Below are 19,885 nucleotides of genomic sequence, written 5' to 3' on the forward strand. Positions count from 1 at the left end.
TCTCAGCTGGCTTTCAAGGCTTCAGCGGCGCGCTCGAGCAGCGCGCCGCGATCGAGCGCAAAGCCGGACTCGACCCACTCCCTTTCCAGGTTTTTCAGGATGGCGCCGAGCTTAGGTCCCGGCGTTGCGCCAAGTTCTGTCAGATCGGCGCCCTTGACCGGAAAGTCGGGCCTTTGCCATTTCAGCGCGAAACCAAGCTGGCGCGAAAAGCCGCCGGCGTCGAGCAGGGCTTCATTGTTCTCGACAGCCCGCGCCCGCGCGGAGGCCAGCGCAAGCCGCAGCCGGTCGACAAAGCCCCGGCGATCGCCGCGATAGAGCTTTTTCGCCAGTTCGCCTTCGGTTGCCTTGGGCTCGACGGCCGCCGTCAGCGCCCAGTGGCGCAAGCGATCCGCCTCACCGGTCGAGAACTTCAGCCTCTCGGCAAGCGTTTTTATCCGCCCCGCATCGGGTGGCACCATCGCCTCAAGCCTGAGCAGTGGGTCCGGCGTCCAACCCAGCTCCTTTTCGGTCCTGGTCAGCCCGTGAATGGCGTCGATGCCCCACTTCTCGCTCTCCGGTAGAACGCTGGTGAGAACGCCGGCCTGGCGCATCCACAAAAGGGCGCGTGACGGATCGGGCGCAGACAAAAGCTTCTTCAGCTCGGACCAGACGCGCTCAGCCGAAAGCTGGCCGAGCCCGTCCTTGAGCCGCGCGCAGGCCTTCAGCCCCTCGGCGTCGGGTCGGCCATCACCATACCAGGCGAAGAACCGGAAGAAGCGCAGGATGCGCAAATAGTCCTCGCGGATGCGCGCTTCCGGATCGCCGATGAAGCGCAGCCGGCGCGCTTCGATGTCGGCGATGCCGCCAACCAGGTCGACCACGGTGCCGTCGGCCTCGGCATAGAGCGCGTTGATGGTGAAGTCGCGCCGCTCGGCGTCAGGCTTCCAGTCGCGCCCGAACGACACTTTTGCCCGCCGCCCGTCGGTTTCGATGTCGGCGCGCAGCGTGGTGACCTCATAGGCCTTGCCGCCGGCGACCGCGGTGATGGTGCCGTGCTCGATGCCGGTCGGCACCGTCTTGAACCCCGCCGCTTCGGCGCGGCGGATGGTTTCCGTCGGCACGCAAGTGGTCGCGATGTCGATGTCGGCGACGGGCTGGCCGATCAGCGCGTTGCGCACCGCGCCGCCGGCAATGCGCGCCTCTTCGCCGCCGTCCGTTAAGGCGGCAAGCAGGCGCTGCAGCTGCTTTTCGCCGAGCCAGTCGGCCCTGCCCGCAAGCGAGACCGGAGCACTCACGCATAGAGCCTTTCATAGAGCGTCCGGATGATGCCGGCGGTGACGCCCCAGATACGCCGGTCGTCATAAGGCATATCGTAGAAGAACCATTCGAGATCGTTCCACATGCGGCTGTCCCGCTTGTGGTTGGCCGAGTCCATCAGAAAGCGCAGCGGCACCTCGAAGGCGGCATCGACCTCCTCGGAATTCAGCGTCAGCTGGAAACCCGGCCGCACGATGCCCAGGACCGGCGCGATGCGATAGCCGCTTCCCGCGACATAGTCAGGCATGCGGCCGATGATCTCGATGCGATCCTCGCCAAGCCCGATCTCCTCGAAGGTCTCGCGCAGCGCCGCCGCCTCCGGGCTGGGATCGGTCGCATCGATCGTGCCGCCGGGGAAAGCCACCTGCCCTGAATGGCTGCGCAGCTTCTCGGCCCGTTTTGTCAGCAAGACTGTCGCATCGCCTTGATGATCGACCACCGGGATCAACACCGCGGCGTCGCGCAGTGGCTTGGCTTGTGTCAGGCGTGGATGGCCGGGATTGAAGCGATGATCGCCAAGATCGTCACCGGCATGCGCATCCGGCTGCGCGGCGAAGCGCGCGCGAAAATCAGCGGTGGAAAACGGCGCCGGCGTCACCTGGTCCATCACGCGCTCAGCCGCTTCAATTTTTCCGCCGGCATGATCGGATAGACCTCGCCTTTCGAGCGGACGGCAAACATCGTCCGGCCGCCGAGGTCGATTTCCTCGCCATGCTCGACCAGCTCGTACATCACCGGCCGCGCCACCAGCGCCTCCAGCCGCCCGCGCACCAGAACGTAAGGCTTCAGGCCGCCGGTGGCGTCCTCGTCGACGAAGCGAAGCGGATGGTCGGGCCCGGCCTCGACAACGTCGCCGACATTGGTGCGGAAGGTGATGACCTGGTCGTCGCCGGCGCCGGACACGTCCATCTCGACGGCCACGAAGGGCGCGTCGGCGACACGGATACCCACCCTTTCCACCGGCGTCACCAGATAGGTCTTGCCGTCTGCGTCCTTGCGCAAAACCGTGGAAAAGAGCTGCACCAGCGGCATGCGCCCGATCGGCGTACCCAGATAGAACCAGGTGCCGTCGGCTTTGATCTCCATGTCGAGATCGCCGCAGAAGTCGGGATTCCAGCGCTCCACCGGCGCCGGACCCTTGCCGGCGCGCGTCGCCCGCGAGATCAGTGCTTCCAGTCCGCGCGCTTCCCTGGCGGCCGTCAGACTCTCTTCAGCATGTTCGGAGCGTTCCGTCATGGTCACGAAATAGTCACTGTTGTTCCGCTTGTCAGCCTAAGTCTGTGATTTAAATTCAAACGCAGGCGCCATGCGAGGCCGAATCGCGGCATTCTGCGGCACAGACAAGTGCAAGCCGGTATTTCCAACACAAGGATCGATGCGGCCATGAGCGTGATGATCAAGGAAAGCCCGATCAGCGAAAAAGACATGATCGCCGAGGCGGAGAAGGCATTGGCCGACATCTCCAGGGTCCGCGACGGCGTCGGGCGCGTCATCTTCGGCCAGGAAGCGGTCGTCGAACGCACGCTGGTGGCGCTCTTGGCCGGCGGCCACGCGCTGCTGGTCGGTGTGCCCGGTCTCGCCAAGACCAAGCTGGTCGAGACGCTGGGCGTCGTACTCGGCCTCGATTCCCGCCGTATCCAGTTCACCCCCGACCTGATGCCGTCGGACATTCTCGGCTCCGAGGTGATGGAACAGGACGAATTCGGCAAGCGCTCGTTCCGCTTCATTTCCGGGCCGATCTTCGCGCAACTGCTGATGGCCGACGAGATCAACCGCGCCTCGCCGCGCACCCAGTCGGCGCTGCTGCAGGCGATGCAGGAATATCACGTCACTATCGCCGGCGCCCGCCACGATCTGCCGGCGCCGTTCCACGTGCTGGCGACACAGAACCCGCTGGAGCAGGAGGGCACTTATCCGCTGCCCGAGGCCCAGCTCGACCGCTTCCTGATGCAGGTCGACATCCTCTATCCGGAAATCGAGGCGGAGCGCCGTATCCTGCTGGAAACCACCGGCGTCGAGGATGCCAAGGCCGCGAACGTGCTGCAGCCGGCACGGCTGAAGGAGATCCAGATGCTGATCCGCCGCATGCCGGTTCCGGAAAGTGTCGTCGAGGCGATCCTCAAGCTGGTGCGTTCGGCCCGTCCCGGCCATGGCCATGCCGAAACCGACAAGCTTGTCGCCTGGGGTCCGGGCCCGCGCGCCAGTCAGGCGCTGACACTGTGCGCCCGCGCTCGCGCGTTGTATGATGGGCGGCTGGCACCTTCGGTCGACGATATCCGTGCGCTGGCCGAGCCGGTGCTGCAGCACCGCATGGCGCTGACCTTCGCCGCTCGCGCCGAAGGCACCTCGGTGCGCGACGTGGTGGCGAAACTGGCAAAAGGCATCTGATGGCGCGCATAGGCGAGGTCCAGGCACCGGTAGCGACGCGCGACGCGCTCGCCCGTGGCCGGTTGCGGGCCTCGCTGGTGCCGGACCTCCTGGTCGAGGCGCGCCGCATCGTCAACACCGTGATCGCCGGCTGGCATGGCCGCCGCAAGCGCGGCATTGGCGAGAATTTCTGGCAGTTCCGCCCCTATGTCGAGGGCGATTCCTCGCGCATCGACTGGCGCCGATCGGCCCGCGACGACCACACTTATGTACGCGATCGCGAATGGGAGGCGGCGCACACGGTATGGCTTTGGGCCGACCCCTCGCCGTCCATGCTCTACAAATCCGCCGGCGCCAGCGTTTCGAAGGAATCGCGCGCGCTGGTGCTGGCGCTCGCCATGGCGGAGCTCTTGTCGCGCAGCGGCGAACGCATCGCCTGGCCGGGCCTGACCGATCCGTTCACGGCCCGCAACGGCGCCGAGCGCATCGCGGCCCAGCTCACCCATGCCGGCGCGCTGCCGGCAAAGCCTGATCTCTCCGGCATCCGCCGCTTCTGCGACATTGTCATCGTCAGCGATTTCCTCGACCCGGTGGAAGAGACGATGGCCTGGCTCGACGTGCTCGCCCGCCACGGCGTGCGCGCCCATCTGATCGAGGTCGCCGACCCGGCCGAGGAAACCTTCCCCTATGCCGGCCGCACCGAATTCACCGACCCCGAGACCGGCGACAAGCTGACCGCCGGCCGTGCCGAAATGCTGGGCGACGACTACCGCCTGCTTTACACCGCCCGCCGCCAGGAGCTGGCCGGCTGGTGCAAGCGGCTCGGCTGGAGCTTTACCGTCAACCACACCGATCGGCTGGCTTCCGAGGCGCTGGTGCGCATCCACATGGCGATGACCGCTGAAAGCAGTTATGCTGGAAAGATCAGCGCGTGAGCTGGCTGCCGCTTTCCTTCGGTGCGCCCATGGTGTTGTGGGGCCTGCTGGCGCTGCCGGTGATCTGGTGGCTGTTGCGGCTCACCCCGCCCAAGCCGCAGACGGAAGTGTTTCCGCCGCTGAAGATACTGGCGCGCGTGCTGAAGCGCGAGGAGACGCCGCATCAGAGCCCGTGGTGGCTGACGCTGCTGAGGTTGCTGATGGCCGCCCTTGTCATCGCCGCGCTCGCCGAACCCGTCTTCAATCCGCGCGAAAAGTTACCCGCCGAGGGCTCGGCCCTGGCACTTGTCATCGACAATGACTGGGCAAGTGCAGCCGACTGGGGTAAGCGCGTCGCCACCGCGCAACGGCTGATCGCCGACGCGAGCTCGAATGGCGTGCCCGTCGTCATCGCCTTCACCGCCGAGAAGCCCAATGCCGAGATCGGTCCCTTCGATGCCGCCACAGCGCTCGACCGGCTGCGCGCGGCAAAGCCGCGGCCGATCCCGACCGACCGCCCGGCCATCTATGCACGCGTCGCGGCCGCCCTGGAGCGCCTGCCGGGCGCCAGCGTCGCCGTGCTCGCCGACGGACTGGCCGCACAAGGCGACGAATCCGCCTTCAACACGCTGCTGTCGAAGAACGCGGCGCGCCTCGTCTGGGCGACGTCCGACAGGCTGTCGCTGACCGGCCTTACTGTCGCCGACAACCAGGTCGACGGGTTCGCGCTCACCGCCATCCGCGCACCGGGCGATCCGGCGCCGGCTCAGGTCACCGCCGGCGCCTTCGACGACAAGGGCCGCCGTATCGCCGACGCGACTTTGACCTTCTCGCCGGGCGAATCCACCGCCACCGGAACGATGGCGGTGCCGTTCGAGTTGCGCAACGACTTCGCCTCGATCGCGCTTGACGGCGAGCATCAGGCCGGCGCCGTGCGGGTGCTCGACGAGAGCTCCAAGCGCCGCCGTGTCGGGCTGTTGTCGCAAGCCGAGGCCGACCAGGCCCAGCCGCTTTTGTCGCCGCTCTACTATATCCGCCGCGCCCTGCAGCCTTTCGCCGATCTGGTCGAGCCGTCGAGCGTCGACCTTGCCGACGCCATCCCGCAGCTTCTCGACCAGAAGCCGGCGATGATCGTCATGGCCGATGTCGGCACCATTCCGGAACAGGTTAAGCAGCGGCTGGTCGACTGGGTCGACAAGGGCGGCACGCTGGTGCGCTTTGCCGGTTCGCGACTGGCCGCCGCCGGCAATGATGATGATCTGCTGCCGGTCAGGCTGCGTACCGGAGAGCGCTCGATGGGCGGCGCCTTGTCGTGGACGACGCCGCAGCCGGTCACCGAGTTTCCAAAAGCCGGTCCCTTTGCCGATCTCGCCCCGCCGGCCGAAGTCACCGTCACCAGGCAAGTATTGGCCGAGCCGACACCCGACATCGTCGAGCGCACCTGGGCAACTCTTGCCGACGGCACGCCGCTGGTGACCGGGCTGAAGAAGGGCAAGGGCACGCTCGTCCTGTTCCACGTCACGCCCGAGGCAACCTGGTCGAACCTGCCCATATCGGGCAGTTTCGTCGAGATGCTGCGCCGCATCGTGCAGCTGTCGCGCAACCAGGGTGCGGCGATCGCCAACGCCGAAGCCGCCGCCACCTCGCTGGCGCCCTACCGGATGATTGCCGCCGACGGCGAGCTGGTGCCGCCGACGCCTGATGCGCGGCCACTGGTGCCCGGCGCCGGCCCGCTGCCAGTGACGTTCGAGAACCCGCCCGGCCTCTACGGCTCCGAGACCGGCGTCTTCGCCCACAATTTGCTCGAGGCCGACAGCACCTTTGCGCTGCTGGACCGGCCTCAAGTTTCGTTGCCGGTCACCCCCGTCCAGTACGCCTTCGACGAGTCGCGCAATCTGAAAGGGGCGCTGGTCGCCGCCGCCCTGGTGCTGATGGTGCTCGACACGCTGGCGGTGTTCTGGATGGGCGGGCTGCTGTCGCGGCGGCCGCGCCGCGCGGCGGCAACGGCGGCCGCAGTGCTGATCGCGCTAGGCGCGCTCCTTGGCCATGCCGACCTCGCCCGCGCCGACGACGCGAAGCCGGGCGATGCCCAGGCGATCGAGGACATCGCGAAGACCCGCATCGCCTATGTGCTGACCGGCGAGCCTGGCGTCGATTCAATCAGCCGCGCTGGTCTCGAAGGCCTGACCCGCTTCCTGATCGAGAAGACCGCGCTCGAACCCGGAGCGCCGGCCGGCGTCGACATCGCGAAGGACGAACTGTCCTTCTACCCACTGATCTACTGGCCGATCGACCCTGCAGCGCCGATGCCGAGCCAAGCGGCGATCGCACGCGTCGATGCCTATATGCAGCAGGGCGGCACGGTCCTGTTCGACACCCGCGACCAGTTCGCCAACGGCATCGGCGCCGATTCGACCAGCCAGGCGACCGAGCGGTTGCGCGACATTCTCGGCGATCTCAACGTGCCGCCGCTGGAACCGGTGCCATCGGACCATGTGCTGACCAAGTCCTTCTTCATCCTGCCCGAGTTTCCCGGCCGCTTCGCCGGCAGCCCGCTCTGGGTCGAGGCCTCGCTCGATGCCAGCAACACCGAGAATCGCCCCGTGCGCGTCGGTGACGGCGTCTCGCCGATCCTGATCACCGCCAATGATTTTGCCGGCGCCTGGGCCGTCGACGAGAACGGCGACCCGCTTCTGCCGACCGTGCCGGCGGACCCGATGCAGCGCATCTATGCGCTGCGCGCCGGCGTCAACATCATGATGTACATGCTGACCGGCAACTACAAATCCGACCAGGTGCACGTGCCCGTCCTGCTCGAACGGCTGGGGCAGTAAGCCATGAACTGGTCGATCAACTTCGAACCGCTTCTGTCCTGGCCGCTGCTCGCCGCCGTGCTGGTGCCGCTGGTCCTGCTGGCGCTGGTCGGCCTGTGGTTTCGCCAGCGCGGCTCGATCTTCCGGTTCGCCGCCCTGCTTGCGCTGGGTGCTGCCCTGCTCAATCCTGTCTTCCTCGATGAGGAACGCGAGGCCTTGAAAAGCGTCGTCGCCATCGTCGTCGACCGCAGCCAGAGCCAGGATATCGGCGAGCGCACCAAACAGACCGACGAAGCGCTGGCCGGGCTTCAGCAGCGCCTCGGCCGTTTCAAGCAGTTCGACGTGCGCGTCGTCGAGGCCGGCAGGTCCGAGGCGGCCGAGGAGCGCACCGATACCAGGCTGTTCGGCGCGCTCGAAGGCGCGTTCCGCGACGTGCCGCCGTCGCGCATCGGCGGCGCCATCATGATCACCGATGGCGAGGTGCATGATGCGCCGCCCGCCGCACCCGACTTCCATGCGCCGCTGCACGCTTTAATCACCGGCAACGAGCACGAGAAGGATCGCCGCATTCGCTTCGAGAATGCGCCGCGTTTCGGCCTGGTCGGCAAGCCGCTCGACATGAGCTACCGCGTCATCGCCACCGACAATCAGGCCGGCCCGGTCGATGTCCGCGTCTCGGTCAACGGCGAACAGGTCTCGGTCGAACACGCCACCATCGGCCAGGCGATGCCGCTGCAGGTGACCATCCCGAGCGCCGGCCGCAACATCGTCGAGCTCGCCATCGACCCCGTGCCGGGTGAGCTGACCGACGCCAACAACCGCGCCATCGCGCTGATCGACGGTATCCGCGAGAATTTGCGCGTGCTGCTCGTTTCCGGCGAGCCGCATGCCGGCGAACGCACATGGCGCAACCTCTTGAAGTCGGACGCTTCGGTCGATCTCGTCCATTTCACCATTCTGCGCCCCCCGGAAAAGCAGGACGGCACGCCGATCAACGAATTGTCGCTGATTGCCTTTCCGACGCGCGAACTGTTCGTCGAGAAGATCAAGGATTTCGACCTGATCATCTTCGACCGCTACCAGCACCGCGACGTGCTGCCGATCCTCTATTACGACTACATCTCCGAATATGTCGAAAAGGGCGGCGCGCTGCTGATCGCCGCCGGACCCGAATATGCCGGCGAAAGCTCGATCGCCCGCACGCCGCTGATGTCGGCGCTGCCGGCGATGCCGACCGGCGAGGTCGTCGACAAGGCCTTCTACCCGCGCCTCACCGAGCTCGGCCAGCGTCATCCGGTGACGCGCGGGCTGGATGGCTCGGCCACCGATCCGCCGCACTGGAGCCGCTGGTTCCGCACCATCGGCGTCGAGAACCCCGAGGGCGAGGTAGTGATGAAGGGCGCCGACAACCGGCCGCTGCTGCTGCTCGACCGCAAGGGCGAAGGCCGCGTCGGCATGCTTCTGTCCGACCAGGGCTGGCTGTGGGCACGCGGCTTCGAGGGCGGCGGCCCGCATGTCCAGCTCTATCGCCGCATCGCCCATTGGCTGATGAAGGAGCCCGAGCTCGAAGAGGAACGCCTGACCGCCGACGGGCGTGGCATGACACTGGAGATCCGCCGCCAGACGATGAGCGACGACCCTGGCCCGGCGCAGGTGATCACGCCGTCGGGCAAGGCGCTGATCGTCAGGCTCGAAAAATCCGAGCCCGGCATTTTCCTCGGCACCGTCCAGACCAGCGAGATCGGCCTCTACCAGGTCGGCAATGGCGATCTCACCGCGCTTGCCCATGTCGGTCCGATCAACGCGCCGGAGTTCACCGACGTCATCTCCACCGAGGACCGGCTGAAGGCGCCGGCGGAGGCGACCGGCGGCAGTGTGCGCCGGCTGGCGCCCTCATCCACGCTCGGCAACCTCGCCGGCGGGGTGACGCTGCCTTCGATCGTCCCGGTCCGCTCCACGGGTGCGGCGTCCGGCAACGACTGGATTGGGCTGCGCACCACCGACGATAGCGTCCTGAAGGCCGTCTCTCGCGTGCCGCTGTTCGGCGGCTTCCTCGGCCTCGGCCTGCTGCTTCTGGCGATGGGCTCGATGTGGTACCGCGAGGGGCGGTGAGCCTTCCTTTTCCTTCTCCCCGTTTACGGGGAGAAGGTGCCCGAAGGGCGGATGAGGGGCGGCGCGCACGCTGCGATGCTGCCTTCAAATTGGTCGCTGCCGCTGGCGCTCCTCAGCCTGGCGGACCGGCCCCTGCCCTCCGCTATGGCTCCGGGCGTTCGTCGCTTCAATCGACAAATCGTTGTCGATTGATCGCCCTACGGGCGACCGCTCCTCACTCCTCCGGTTCGGTCGTGAAAAGCAGCGGGTAGCCCTTGGCCTTGCCGGCGTCGGTCGCCCGCGTCGCCTTGGTCTCGGCGACGTCCCTGGTGAAGACCGCGACGACGCAGACGCCGCGCCGGTGCGCGGTGATCATAACCCGTTGCGCCTGGTCTTCGCTCAGCTTGAACTCGCCCTTGAGCACCGTCACCACGAACTCGCGCGGGGTGAAATCGTCGTTGATGAGGATGACCTTGTAGAGCTTCGGCCGTTCGGTCTTGGGCTGCGTCTTGGTGCGCGGTGTGGTGGTGGTTTCAGGCATTGGAAACCTGGCAACTGCAAGCGGAAAATTCGCCTCGACTTTGTCACGGGCGAAAGCGGTCATCCATTTTCGATCGGCTAAGCAGCAGCGCGATCTCTGACAAATCTATGTGGGTCACTGACTACGGCTGTTCAACGGCCATGGCGGCCGAACATGCGCCGCGGCGGGATCTGCCGCACCGTCGCGACAGGTGGTGATTCGGGACGGGATCTCGTATCGGGCGCATCGACCCGGCGCTCCATCCAGGCCGCCACCGGCCAGGCGATGAAGCAGATCAGCACCGTGCCGGTCAGCACGATGAGCAGCCAGGTTTGCCCGGGCGTGATGTAGTCCCAGTCGGTGGATATTTTCGGCGCGAACAGTGACGGCTCGGTTCGTCCGCTGGCCGGGTCCGGCACCGGGCTGGCGGAGAGCAGGATCAACACCTTGGCCACTCCGCTGACCACCAGGCCACCGATGACCATCGAGCGCAGAATGGACGAAAGCCGCTTCATGCGGATTGTCCTACAGGGCCGGCATTGCGATCGGGTTAAGGATCGCCGGCCGTTGAACCAGTTTGGCATGCCGGGCTTGACGCCGCCGGCGCTCCGGCTTGATCCAAGGCCGCTCCAGCCGAATTCCGGCTGGAGCGGCCTTGTCAGGTAAGCTGGCTATTGCCAGGCCTGGATCAGGACTTCTTGGCGGCCTTCTTCGGCGCCTTCTTGACCGGGCACTTGTGCGTCTTGGTCACCTTGCAGGCCTTGACGGTCTTCTTGGCTGCAACTTTCTTCGGAGCGGCCTTGGCAGGCGCAGCAGCCGGAGCGGTCGTCGTCGAAGCAGCGGGAGCAGCGGTCGTGGTCGCAGCCGCGTTGCCAAGAGCCGGCATCGAGAAGGCGAGAGCAACAGCGAGACCAAGGGCGGAGAGGAGGGACTTGTTCATGGCTTCATTTCCTTTTTATGCGGGTCGGGGATTGAGCGTCACTGAACCGGGTCGTTCGGTGTCACTCCAAGCAGCTTCAAAGCGTTTGCGAGCATCCGGATTCCCTGTGCCTGTTTCTTGTTGGCGCAGAACCGGTTTCCCTTTCTTTGCAGTGCTTTCGCCGCGGTGACCTGCGTTGCCGCGGCATGGGTTTCGAGGGCTTCGTCAACCTGACGGTTGAGGTCGCTGCAGCGCTCGGCCCGGGTGATCGGCGCCACCTTTGCATCGGAGGCTCCGACCGCGGCCGTGACGAGCGAAATGCCGAGCAACGCACCCATCAAGCTGATCGAGAACCTATGCATTGGTCTTGTCCGTTACTCCGGAGACTAGCGTCGCAGCCGATGACCTGACCGCCACGACACCGTTATGCCCTTGAATTTTTTCGTGAGTTTTTCCGGACTGTAGAATTTTGTTTCTGGATTGTTTCTGTCGCATCTGCCTTGGGCTGTACGATCGCCACTGGCCAACATATGGCCCGAATTCTATCGTGTGGGAGATGATCGAATGACGGCTTGGCCACCAGCAATGACAGGGTTCCCGTGAAATCCGACGCACACATACTGATCGTCGACGACGACAAGGGCATACGCGACCTGCTTCAGGAGTTCTTCCAGAAGCGGGGCCTGCACACGACCGTTGCCGCCGACGGCGTCGAGATGGAAGCTATCCTGCGCCGCATGCAGGTCGATCTGATCGTTCTCGACGTGATGCTGCCCGGCAAAAGCGGGCTGGAGCTTTGCCGCGAACTGCGCGCCAACCACACGACGCCGATCATCATGCTGACGGCCGTCACCGAGACGACCGACCGCGTCGTCGGCCTTGAGACGGGCGCCGACGACTATGTGCCGAAACCCTTCGATCCGCACGAGCTCCTGGCCCGCATCCGCGCCGTGCTGAGGCGCAACGGTGCCGCCGAGCCGCGCCGTCCGACAACCAAGCAGATCTACCACTTCGCCGGCTGGACGATGGATTGCTCGCGCCGCCGGCTGACGGCGCCCGGCGATGTCAGGGTCGAGCTGACGATGGCGGAGTTCAACCTGCTGCAGACCTTCGTCAAGAGCGCGCAGCGCGTGCTCACCCGCGACCAGCTCATCGAGCTCTCGGGCGGCGACACCGGCTACAGCTTCGACCGCAGCGTCGACATCCTGGTCAGCCGGCTGCGGCGCAAGATGGAAGACGATCCCAAGACGCCGAAACTGATCCTGACCGTGCGCAGCGGCGGCTATCAGTTCCTGCCCGAAACGACCTCCGAATGAGACGCTTCCTGCCGCAGACCCTGCCTGTCTGGGTGCTGCTCATCGTCATTGCCGGCCTGCTGATCAGCCAGGTCGCGACGCTCTACATCGTCTCGCGCGACCGCGCCGCCGCCAACGACGTGGTCGATCTCTACCGGCTCAACGACCGCGCCTTCTCGCTGGTGCAGCTGATGCACGATGCGACGCCCGAGGAACGCAAGGCGACCGCATCCGGCCTGTTCAACGCCACCTACGCGCTGACCGTTTCGGACACGCCGGCCGTCACCTCCTCGATCGCCGGCGACGACGAACTCGCCGAGCTGGAGGACATTCTGGTCGGGCGCCTGACCAAATTCGGCATCACCGACGCGCGCGTGCGGCGCGATCCGGCGACGCGCGAGTCGGATGCTCCCGGCGGCGCGATCATGAACAAGGATGTCGGCCAGGTGGAGCGCGACCTTCTGGTGCTGGCGGCGGACTTCGCCCAAAGCGACAAGCTGACGGCCTCGCTCCGCTTCGCCGACGGGCAGTGGCTGAACTTCACCGAGCCGATCACGCCGGTAGGCCCGATATTGAGCTTCGACAGCCTGCCGCTCTATGCCCTGATCGCCGGGCTGGTGGTGGTGATGTCGATCTGGTCGCTGCGCCGGCTGACAGCGCCATATCGGATGATGGAAACCGCCGTGAAGCGCATCGGCCACGATTTGAAGAGCCCGCCGATCGCCGAGTCGGGCAGCCGCGAGATTCGTGCCGCGGCCAAGGCGGTCAACGCCATGCAAGTCAGGCTGCGCGACTATGTCGAGGACCGCGAGCACCTTGCGGCAGCACTTGCGCACGATCTGCGCACGCCGCTGACACGGATGCGGCTGCGCCTCGAACTGTTGCGCAAATCGCCGGCCCGCGCGGCATTGGCGCATGATCTCGCCGATATCGAGAGCATCGCCAGCTCGGTCATCGATTTCGCCAAGTTCGAGGTGACCGAGGAGAAAGCCGAACGTATCGATTTCTGGTCGCTGGTGGAATCGATCGCCGACGGATTCGAGGAGGTTTCGTTCGACCATGACGGCACGCGGCCGCGCGGCCTGATCTGCATCGCCCGGCCGGTGGCGCTGAAGCGCTGCGTCACCAACCTCGTCCAGAATGCCGCGACCTACGGCAAGAAGGCACATCTCAGCCTGGAGCGGTCGCAGGACACGATCACGCTCGCCATCCGCGACGAGGGTCCCGGCATCCCGCAGGCCCAGCTCGACACGGTGTTCGGTTCTTTCGTTCGCATCGAGCAGTCGCGCAACCGCCAGACCGGCGGCCTCGGCCTCGGCCTGACCATTGCCCGCAACATTGCGCGTGCCGCCGGCGGCGAAATCAGCCTCTCCAACCATCCCGGTGGCGGCCTGCTGACGGAACTGCGCCTGCCGCTGGCAGGTTGAGTCAGGAGGCGGTCGGCTGATCGACGCCAGGGCTGGATCAGTCCCGCCATCCTTGTGATAGTGCCGCCCGATCCGGCACTACAGCGCCGCGCGCCCTCTTGGACGCGCAAAGGACGCTGTAGAACCTTGATTTGAGGAGACCGTCCCATGTTCTATGCGATTCTGGCCTACCACGTCGAACAGACCGTCCAGTCCTGGACGCCTGACGAGGATGCGGCACTGATGGACGACCTGCTCGAGGTCAACGCCAGGCTGACCCGCGAGGGAAAACTCGGGCCGGCGGCAAGGCTGGGCGCGACCGCCGAGGCCGCCACGCTGCGCGGCCCAGGCGACGGCATGGTGATCGACGGTCCCTTTGCCGAAACCAAGGAGCAGTTGCTGGGCCTCTACGTCCTTGACTGCGCCAGCCAGGAAGAGGCGATTGCAACAGCGCGCGATCTCAGACGCGTCAATCCCACTGCCGTCTACGAAATCCGCCCGATCATGCTTTATCTCCCTGGCGCGCCGCTTCCCGCAGGTCAGGATTAGGCAACCATCGCGGCTTCCGGCAGAGCCACGTCTGCAATCGTCAGGAACCGTGTCAGCAGCGCGGCACATTTTTGCGCATGGGTCGCAATGAGGAAGTGGCCGGCGTCCTCGACAACCGCGCTATGCACATGCGGCAAAGCCTGTTGCAGCATGTCGGTCATCGCCACCATGGCCGGGTTGGCGACCCCGCCTCTGACGAGAAGAACCGGGATGTCGAGGGCGCTGTAGTCGTCCAGGGCGGCCTCGAAACTGAAATCCGTCAGCCAGTCGATCACATTTGCCGGAGCTGTCTGCCGGCAGTGGGTTCTCACGATTTCGGGAAGCGCAGCAAACGTGCCTCGACCGCCCCAGAAGTCGATGATGATCCCGGCTGCATCGGCGTCGCCGGCATCGACCGCCGCGCTGAACTCCCGGCTCAGCCTCACAACGTCCTGATAGAGACCTTGCCTCGGCTGTCTGTTGAGGAGCGCGAGGGGATTTGCCTCGAAGAGCGACAGGCTCGCCACGTCGATGGAGTTTTGCAGGGCCGCGGCGAGGGCAACGGTCCCGCCGAAGGAATGCCCGACCAGATGCACGGGTCCTCCGGCACGACGTGCCGCCTGCTCGATGATCCGGAGTTCGTGCGGCATGCCGAAATCATTGCGCGAGCGGGTCTCCGCAGTCGCGCCATATCCGCAAAGGCTGGTGCCGATCATCCGGTAGTCAGGCGATAGCCATCTCTGCATCGGCCGCCAGGCCGCATACGTGCTGAAGGATCCCGGGATGAACAGCACGGTCGGTCCCGAGCCTTCTTCCGCATAGTCGATCGCATAGTCCATGGACGACATGCGTCCCTCCCTGTGCTGCGCCGCTCACGCGGCAAGTTCTGCGCCGAGACGCAGGATTTCCGCGACCAGCAGATCGAGATCCTCGTACCGGGTGCGGTGATTGGCGATCGCCACCCGCAGGCAATGCTGGCCGTGCACGGTGGTATCCGAAAGGGCCGCGATGCCTTCTTCCTGGAGTCGCAGCATAATCTCGGTGTTGAACGCCTTCAGGCTCTCACCGGACAGCCCATTGGCGCGGTGGCGAAAGCAGACGATGTTGATGCTCGCCGGCGCCATCAGCTCCAGCGCCGGCTCGGCCTCGATCAGGCCGGCCAGATACCTGGTTTGAGCGATGTTCTGGTCGATCAGCCGGCCGAATTTTTCCATGCCGTGCTCTTTCAGGGCCATCCACACCTTGAGCGCGCGAAAGCCGCGTGAGGTTTGCAGCCCGTAGTCGTGCAGCCATTTTCCAGACGCGATGCCGCGCGACGTCGATTCCAGATATTCCGGTATGACGGCAAAGGCGCCGCGATGCGCCTCGGCATTTCGGACCAGCGCGCAGCCCGCCTCGAACGGCGCGTGCAGCCATTTGTGCGGATCGAGCGCAAGCGAATGGGCTTGTTCGACGCCGGCAACGAGCGCTGCATTCTCCGGCGCAATCGCGATCAGTGCGCCGATGCAGCCGTCGACGTGGAACCAGAGATCTTCTTCCGCCGCCAGCCTCGCAAGCGCCTTGAGATCGTCGATCGCGCCGGTGTTGACGGTGCCGGCGTTGCCGATGACGCAGGCCGGCTTGAAGCCCGCCTTTCGATCTTCCGCGATCGCCGCCCGCAAGGCGGCGATGTCGATGCGAAATGCGGAATCGCTCGGGATGCGGCGAAGCGTCCGGTTGCCGAGGCCGAGCACCTCCATCGCCTTGCGGTGGCAAAAGTGGGTCTGATCCGAGCCGTAGAAACGCAAGGGCTGCGCGATGGCGCCAACGCCATGTTCGCGCACGTCGATGCCTGCTTTGGTGTTGCGCGCCACGGTCAGCCCGATGATGTTCGCCATCGAGCCGCCGCTGACCAGCGTGCCGCTGGCCGAGGCGGGAAAGCCAACCATCTGCTTGCACCAGTCGACCACCTGGCTGTCCATCAGGCCGGCGGCATGGTTGCCGCCGCCCAGATTGGAACCCTGGATCGCCGCCAGGAAATCGCCGAGCGCGCCGGTGAAGTTGCTGGAGCCCATATACCAGGACCAGAAGCGCGGATGAATGTTGCCCATCGGGTAAGCCATCACGTTGTCGGCAACCTCGCCATAAATTTCGGCGAGCGGCGCCGGCGAGCGCGGCAAGGGCGCGTCGAAGAACGCCCTCACCTCGGCCGGCATCTCCCGCCACACCGGGCGGTCGCGAACGTCGCGCAGATAGCCGACGGCATCGTCGACGATCCGGTGCGACAGGGCCCGCATATCGGCCCAGTCCAGGGGATCGAGCGTTTCATCTGCTGTCGCGCTCGAGGTTTGCGGCATCGCGTCCATTGTGGTGTCCCCCGCGATCCGCTGTCAGGCGTCGAATTGGCAGCTGGGCGTCGAACGCGAAAGCGTGATCTCTTCCGCATCCATCTCCGCCTCGATGCCGTCGAACAGCGGCGTCGTCATGTAGCGCTCGCCAGTGTCGGGCAGCATGCACAGGATCACCGAGCCGGCCGGCGATGTCCCGGCGATCTGGCGTGCCACAGCGAAGGTGGAGCCGCCGGAGATGCCGGTGAAGATCCCCTCCTGCTGCGCCAGCGCCTTGGCCCATTTGATGCCCTCGGGCCCGGCGATCGGCATCACCTCGTCATAGTAGCGCTTGTCGATCGCTTCCTGCAGCACATTGGGAATGAAATCCGGCGTCCAGCCCTGGATCGGATGCGGCTCGAAGGCCGGATGGCTGGCGGCCGGTGCGCCATTTTTGGCACGCTCCTGCGGCTTGCCGCTGCCGACAAGCTGCGCGTTGGCCGGCTCGGTGAGCACGATGCGGGTCTCCGGCCGCTCGCGGCGCAGCACGCGCGCCACGCCGGCGACGGTGCCGCCGGTGCCATAGCCGGTGACGAAGCAGTCGAGCCTGGAGCCGGCGAAATCATTGACGATCTCGCGCGCCGTGGTCGCTTCGTGAATGGCCGCATTGGCCTCGGTCTCAAACTGCCGGGCCAGGAACCAGCCATTGGCCTCGGCGAGTTCCACCGCCTTCTTGTACATGCCGAAACCCTTTTGGGCGCGCGGCGTCAGCACCACCTTGGCGCCCAGCATGCGCATCAGCTTGCGGCGCTCGACGGAAAAGCTGTCGGCCATCGTCACCACCAGCGGATAGCCCTTTTGCGCGCAGACCATGGCAAGCCCGATGCCGGTGTTGCCGCTGGTCGCCTCGACGATGGTCTGCCCAGGCCGCAACGCACCGCTGCGTTCGGCCGCCTCGATGATGTTGAGCGCCAGCCGGTCCTTGACCGAGGCAGCCGGGTTGAAGAACTCGGCCTTGACATAGATGGTCGCGTGCGCGGGGCTGAGATTGTTGATCCGGATCACCGGCGTATCGCCGACCGTGTCGAGAATGCTGTCGAACAGGCGGCCGCGGCCGGCCGTGGTCCTGATCTTTGACTGATGCAACATGTCCGCTCTCCTCAAGCTGTCGTCACGAGCCGGTTACAGGCCGGCGGTTTGGGCGGCGCGATTTCGAGACCTTGCCGCGTTACGGTTCCCGACTTGCCGACAGTGCGGCAATGGCGACATCCGGCGCCGAAATTCGCTGCCGGATGCACCTTGTCGCCTTCGGTGATAGAACAGAGGCCGAGTGGCCAGCGTGGGAGCCAGCGTGGAATTGTCCGTGGAATCCACCCGAGAGAGTCTGGACGGCGAGGTCGCGGCCGGCCTTTCCGTGCGCCTGCTCGGGCCACTGACCATACTCCGCGGCGGCGTCGCGATAGCATTGCCGGCATCGCGCAAGCTGCGTGCGTTGCTGGCCTATCTCACGCTCACACCGCATGCCGTTGGGCGCAGTCGCCTGTGCGAGCTTCTGTGGGATGTGCCGAACGACCCGCGGGGCGAGCTTCGCTGGTGCCTCAGCAAGCTGCGCGGCGTTCTCGACGACCCTGATGTCAGCAGGGTCGAAACGCAGGGCGACGCGGTCGGGCTGCGGCTGGAAGGCGTGTCGGTCGATGCCGTCGAGATCGCTGCTGCCGCGGCGGCGGGAATAGGAACACTTGCTCCAGAACGACTGCGGGCACTGTCGGACCTGTTCGCCGGCGATTTCCTCGATGGGCTGGAGCTGGACCGCTGTCCGCATTTCGACAGCTGGCTGGTTGCGCAACGCCGCCGGTTCACCTCGTGCCACATCGCCATCCTGGAGCATCTGGTCAACATCCTGCCGTCGGGCACCGACGCTTCTCCCTATCTCGACAAATGGCTGGAACTCGCGCCCTTCGACGTGCGCGCGCATGTGGCCTTGCTGGAGAACCTGGCCAGGCGGGGCCAGATCGGCCAGTGCGAGGAACACCTTGTTGTCGCCGCACAGCTGTTTCAGTCGGAAGAGCTGGAATTCGCACCCGTGCGCGCGGCATGGCGGGCGATCAAGGACCGGCAGTCGGATGCGACGCCGGGCGCGCAGCCGGCGATTGCCTTCGCGCCCCAGGTTCCGATTGCGCTTGCCGAACCGGATGCCGCCGCATCGCGCCGGGCCTCGCTTGCGGTGATGCCATTTGTCGAGGACCCCGCAGCGGATGGCGGTCGCGGCGGGCTGGCCGACGGCATGACCCACGACATCATCACCCGCCTCGCCAAGCTCAGGGATTTCTTCGTCATCGCGCGCGGGTCGATGTTCGCGCTGGCCGAGAAAAACATTGCGCCGGAGGATGCAGGGCGCCGGCTGAACGTCGATTACGTGGCCACCGAAACCGTTCGCAGCCTGGCGGGCCGCGTCATCGTCTCGGTCGAACTCATCGAGGTGCGCACCGCGAGGATCGTCTGGGCAGAGACCTTCGAGCGCAAGCCGGACGACATCTTCATCGTGCTCGACGATATCGGCAACAGCATCGTCTCCTCGATCGCGGCCGAGATCGCCATGGTCGAACGCAACCGCGCCATGCTGAAGGCACCCAACTCGCTCAATGCCTGGGAAGCCTATCACCGCGGCCTCTGGCACATGTACCGCTTCACCCGCACGGAGAACGAACTGGCCCAGCAGTTCTTCGGCATGGCCTTGAAGCAGGATCCGACCTTCGCCCGCGCCTATGCCGGCCTCTCCTTCACCCATTGGCAGAACGCCTTCCAGCGCTGGGGCGATCGCGATCAGGAAACCGCGCTTGCCTTCGAAAGCGCCGGCCAGAGCCTGCTGGTGGACGACCACAACCCCGCCGCCCACTGGGCCATGGGGCGCGCACTATGGCTGCGTGGCGAACGGGACGGGTCATTGCTCGAACTGGAAAGAGCCGTCGACCTCAGCCCGAACTTCGCGCTCGGCCACTACGCGCTGTCCTTCGTGCATTCCCAGTCGGGCGACCCGAGATCCGCGATCGGCTCATCCGATCATTCGCGCCATCTCAGCCCCTTCGATCCGCTGCTGTTCGGGATGATGGGGTCGCGGGCCATGGCGCTTGCCCGGCTCGGCCAGTTCGACGAAGCGGCTGAATGGGCCTTGAAAGCGGCCGCGCGGCCCAACGCCCACACCATCATCTTGTCGATCGCGGCGCACTGCCTGGCGCTGGCGGGCCGGCAGGACGAGGCACGAAACTTCGCCGCCGCCATCCGCAAGACGCTGCCGGACTACCGCGCCGACGATTTCATCGCCACCTTCCGTTTCGATTCTGAGGGGGAGGCCCTTTTCCGGAATGGCGCCAGGCTTATCGGATTGAATTGAACTTCCAGAGCTGATGAGGGCTGCCCCGCTCTAAGTATT

General features: G+C 65.8%; 18 protein-coding genes. 8 read left to right on the forward strand and 10 right to left on the reverse strand.

What is annotated here, in order from left to right; translation table 11 throughout:
- Positions 1-2: 2 nt before the first annotated feature.
- From ACSQ3Z_RS20775 to ACSQ3Z_RS20785, 3 genes are read right to left on the reverse strand one after another with little or no spacing between them, the layout of a single operon-like run.
- Positions 3-1,274: a CCA tRNA nucleotidyltransferase gene (locus ACSQ3Z_RS20775; protein WP_436173154.1), complete on the reverse strand. Its 1,272-nt coding sequence runs from the start codon at positions 1,272-1,274 to the stop codon at positions 3-5.
- Positions 1,271-1,903 carry a CoA pyrophosphatase gene (locus tag ACSQ3Z_RS20780; protein ID WP_436173155.1) on the reverse strand — a complete coding sequence of 211 codons (633 nt, stop codon included), beginning with the start codon at positions 1,901-1,903 and terminating at the stop codon, positions 1,271-1,273. The genes ACSQ3Z_RS20775 and ACSQ3Z_RS20780 overlap by 4 nt, the downstream gene beginning before the upstream one ends.
- A complete protein-coding gene (locus ACSQ3Z_RS20785) occupies positions 1,903-2,532 on the reverse strand; it encodes a DUF1285 domain-containing protein (protein ID WP_436173953.1) in 630 nt (209 codons plus the stop codon). The genes ACSQ3Z_RS20780 and ACSQ3Z_RS20785 overlap by 1 nt, the downstream gene beginning before the upstream one ends.
- Positions 2,533-2,679: 147 nt before the next feature.
- Between ACSQ3Z_RS20785 and ACSQ3Z_RS20790 the strand changes: the two genes are divergently transcribed.
- Genes ACSQ3Z_RS20790 through ACSQ3Z_RS20805 form a run of 4 tightly spaced genes read left to right on the forward strand, consistent with a single transcriptional unit; the run spans position 2,680 to position 9,502 of the window.
- Positions 2,680-3,684, forward strand: a complete 1,005-nt coding sequence (locus tag ACSQ3Z_RS20790) for an AAA family ATPase (protein ID WP_436173156.1) — start codon at positions 2,680-2,682, stop codon at positions 3,682-3,684.
- A complete protein-coding gene (locus ACSQ3Z_RS20795) occupies positions 3,684-4,598 on the forward strand; it encodes a DUF58 domain-containing protein (RefSeq protein ID WP_436173157.1) in 915 nt (304 codons plus the stop codon). Before ACSQ3Z_RS20790 ends, ACSQ3Z_RS20795 begins: the two co-directional genes overlap by 1 nt.
- Positions 4,595-7,411 carry a DUF4159 domain-containing protein gene (locus tag ACSQ3Z_RS20800; protein WP_436173158.1) on the forward strand — a complete coding sequence of 939 codons (2,817 nt, stop codon included), beginning with the start codon at positions 4,595-4,597 and terminating at the stop codon, positions 7,409-7,411. Before ACSQ3Z_RS20795 ends, ACSQ3Z_RS20800 begins: the two co-directional genes overlap by 4 nt.
- Positions 7,412-7,414: 3 nt before the next feature.
- Positions 7,415-9,502, forward strand: coding sequence for a hypothetical protein (locus ACSQ3Z_RS20805; RefSeq protein WP_436173159.1), 2,088 nt, complete (start codon positions 7,415-7,417; stop codon positions 9,500-9,502).
- 214 nt (positions 9,503-9,716) lie between these two features.
- Here ACSQ3Z_RS20805 and clpS read toward each other — a convergent pair whose 3' ends face one another.
- The 4 genes from clpS to ACSQ3Z_RS20825 form a co-directional block, all read right to left on the reverse strand.
- Entirely contained in the window at positions 9,717-10,022 is a 306-nt protein-coding gene (gene clpS / locus ACSQ3Z_RS20810; protein WP_120014723.1) for an ATP-dependent Clp protease adapter ClpS, read from the reverse strand.
- A 131-nt stretch (positions 10,023-10,153) separates the two neighbouring features.
- Positions 10,154-10,516 carry a hypothetical protein gene (locus tag ACSQ3Z_RS20815; RefSeq protein ID WP_436173160.1) on the reverse strand — a complete coding sequence of 121 codons (363 nt, stop codon included), beginning with the start codon at positions 10,514-10,516 and terminating at the stop codon, positions 10,154-10,156.
- Positions 10,517-10,689: 173 nt separating this feature from the next.
- Positions 10,690-10,941 carry a hypothetical protein gene (locus tag ACSQ3Z_RS20820; RefSeq protein ID WP_436173161.1) on the reverse strand — a complete coding sequence of 84 codons (252 nt, stop codon included), beginning with the start codon at positions 10,939-10,941 and terminating at the stop codon, positions 10,690-10,692.
- A 38-nt stretch (positions 10,942-10,979) separates the two neighbouring features.
- Positions 10,980-11,282 (reverse strand): hypothetical protein, encoded by a 303-nt coding sequence (locus ACSQ3Z_RS20825; RefSeq protein WP_436173162.1) that lies wholly within the window; start codon positions 11,280-11,282, stop codon positions 10,980-10,982.
- Between the two features lie 237 nt (positions 11,283-11,519).
- Here ACSQ3Z_RS20825 and ACSQ3Z_RS20830 point away from each other — a divergent pair, with 237 nt between their 5' ends.
- The 3 genes from ACSQ3Z_RS20830 to ACSQ3Z_RS20840 all read left to right on the forward strand — a co-directional run bounded on the left by ACSQ3Z_RS20830 (position 11,520) and on the right by ACSQ3Z_RS20840 (position 14,170).
- Positions 11,520-12,236 carry a response regulator gene (locus tag ACSQ3Z_RS20830; protein WP_436173163.1) on the forward strand — a complete coding sequence of 239 codons (717 nt, stop codon included), beginning with the start codon at positions 11,520-11,522 and terminating at the stop codon, positions 12,234-12,236.
- A complete protein-coding gene (locus ACSQ3Z_RS20835; protein WP_436173164.1) occupies positions 12,233-13,642 on the forward strand; it encodes an ATP-binding protein in 1,410 nt (469 codons plus the stop codon). Before ACSQ3Z_RS20830 ends, ACSQ3Z_RS20835 begins: the two co-directional genes overlap by 4 nt.
- 147 nt (positions 13,643-13,789) lie before the next feature.
- The gene (locus ACSQ3Z_RS20840) at positions 13,790-14,170 is read left to right on the forward strand and encodes a YciI family protein (protein ID WP_436173165.1); all 381 of its coding nucleotides are present in this window, start codon (positions 13,790-13,792) and stop codon (positions 14,168-14,170) included.
- Here the strand turns inward: ACSQ3Z_RS20840 and ACSQ3Z_RS20845 are convergent.
- Genes ACSQ3Z_RS20845 through ACSQ3Z_RS20855 form a run of 3 tightly spaced genes read right to left on the reverse strand, consistent with a single transcriptional unit; the run spans position 14,167 to position 17,604 of the window.
- Entirely contained in the window at positions 14,167-14,997 is an 831-nt protein-coding gene (locus ACSQ3Z_RS20845) for an alpha/beta fold hydrolase (RefSeq protein ID WP_436173166.1), read from the reverse strand. The genes ACSQ3Z_RS20840 and ACSQ3Z_RS20845 overlap by 4 nt on opposite strands.
- Positions 14,998-15,021: 24 nt before the next feature.
- Positions 15,022-16,494 (reverse strand): pyridoxal phosphate-dependent decarboxylase family protein, encoded by a 1,473-nt coding sequence (locus ACSQ3Z_RS20850; RefSeq protein WP_436173167.1) that lies wholly within the window; start codon positions 16,492-16,494, stop codon positions 15,022-15,024.
- Between the two features lie 24 nt (positions 16,495-16,518).
- Positions 16,519-17,604 (reverse strand): PLP-dependent cysteine synthase family protein, encoded by a 1,086-nt coding sequence (locus ACSQ3Z_RS20855; protein ID WP_436173168.1) that lies wholly within the window; start codon positions 17,602-17,604, stop codon positions 16,519-16,521.
- Between the two features lie 214 nt (positions 17,605-17,818).
- Here ACSQ3Z_RS20855 and ACSQ3Z_RS20860 point away from each other — a divergent pair, with 214 nt between their 5' ends.
- Complete coding sequence (locus ACSQ3Z_RS20860) at positions 17,819-19,846, forward strand: transcriptional regulator (protein ID WP_436173169.1); 2,028 nt, start codon at positions 17,819-17,821, stop codon at positions 19,844-19,846.
- The last annotated feature ends 39 nt before the right edge of the window (positions 19,847-19,885 follow it).

It is taken from the genome of Mesorhizobium sp. LjNodule214, from assembly GCF_964252735.1.
In the GTDB taxonomy this organism is placed as follows: Bacteria; Pseudomonadota; Alphaproteobacteria; order Rhizobiales; family Rhizobiaceae; genus Mesorhizobium.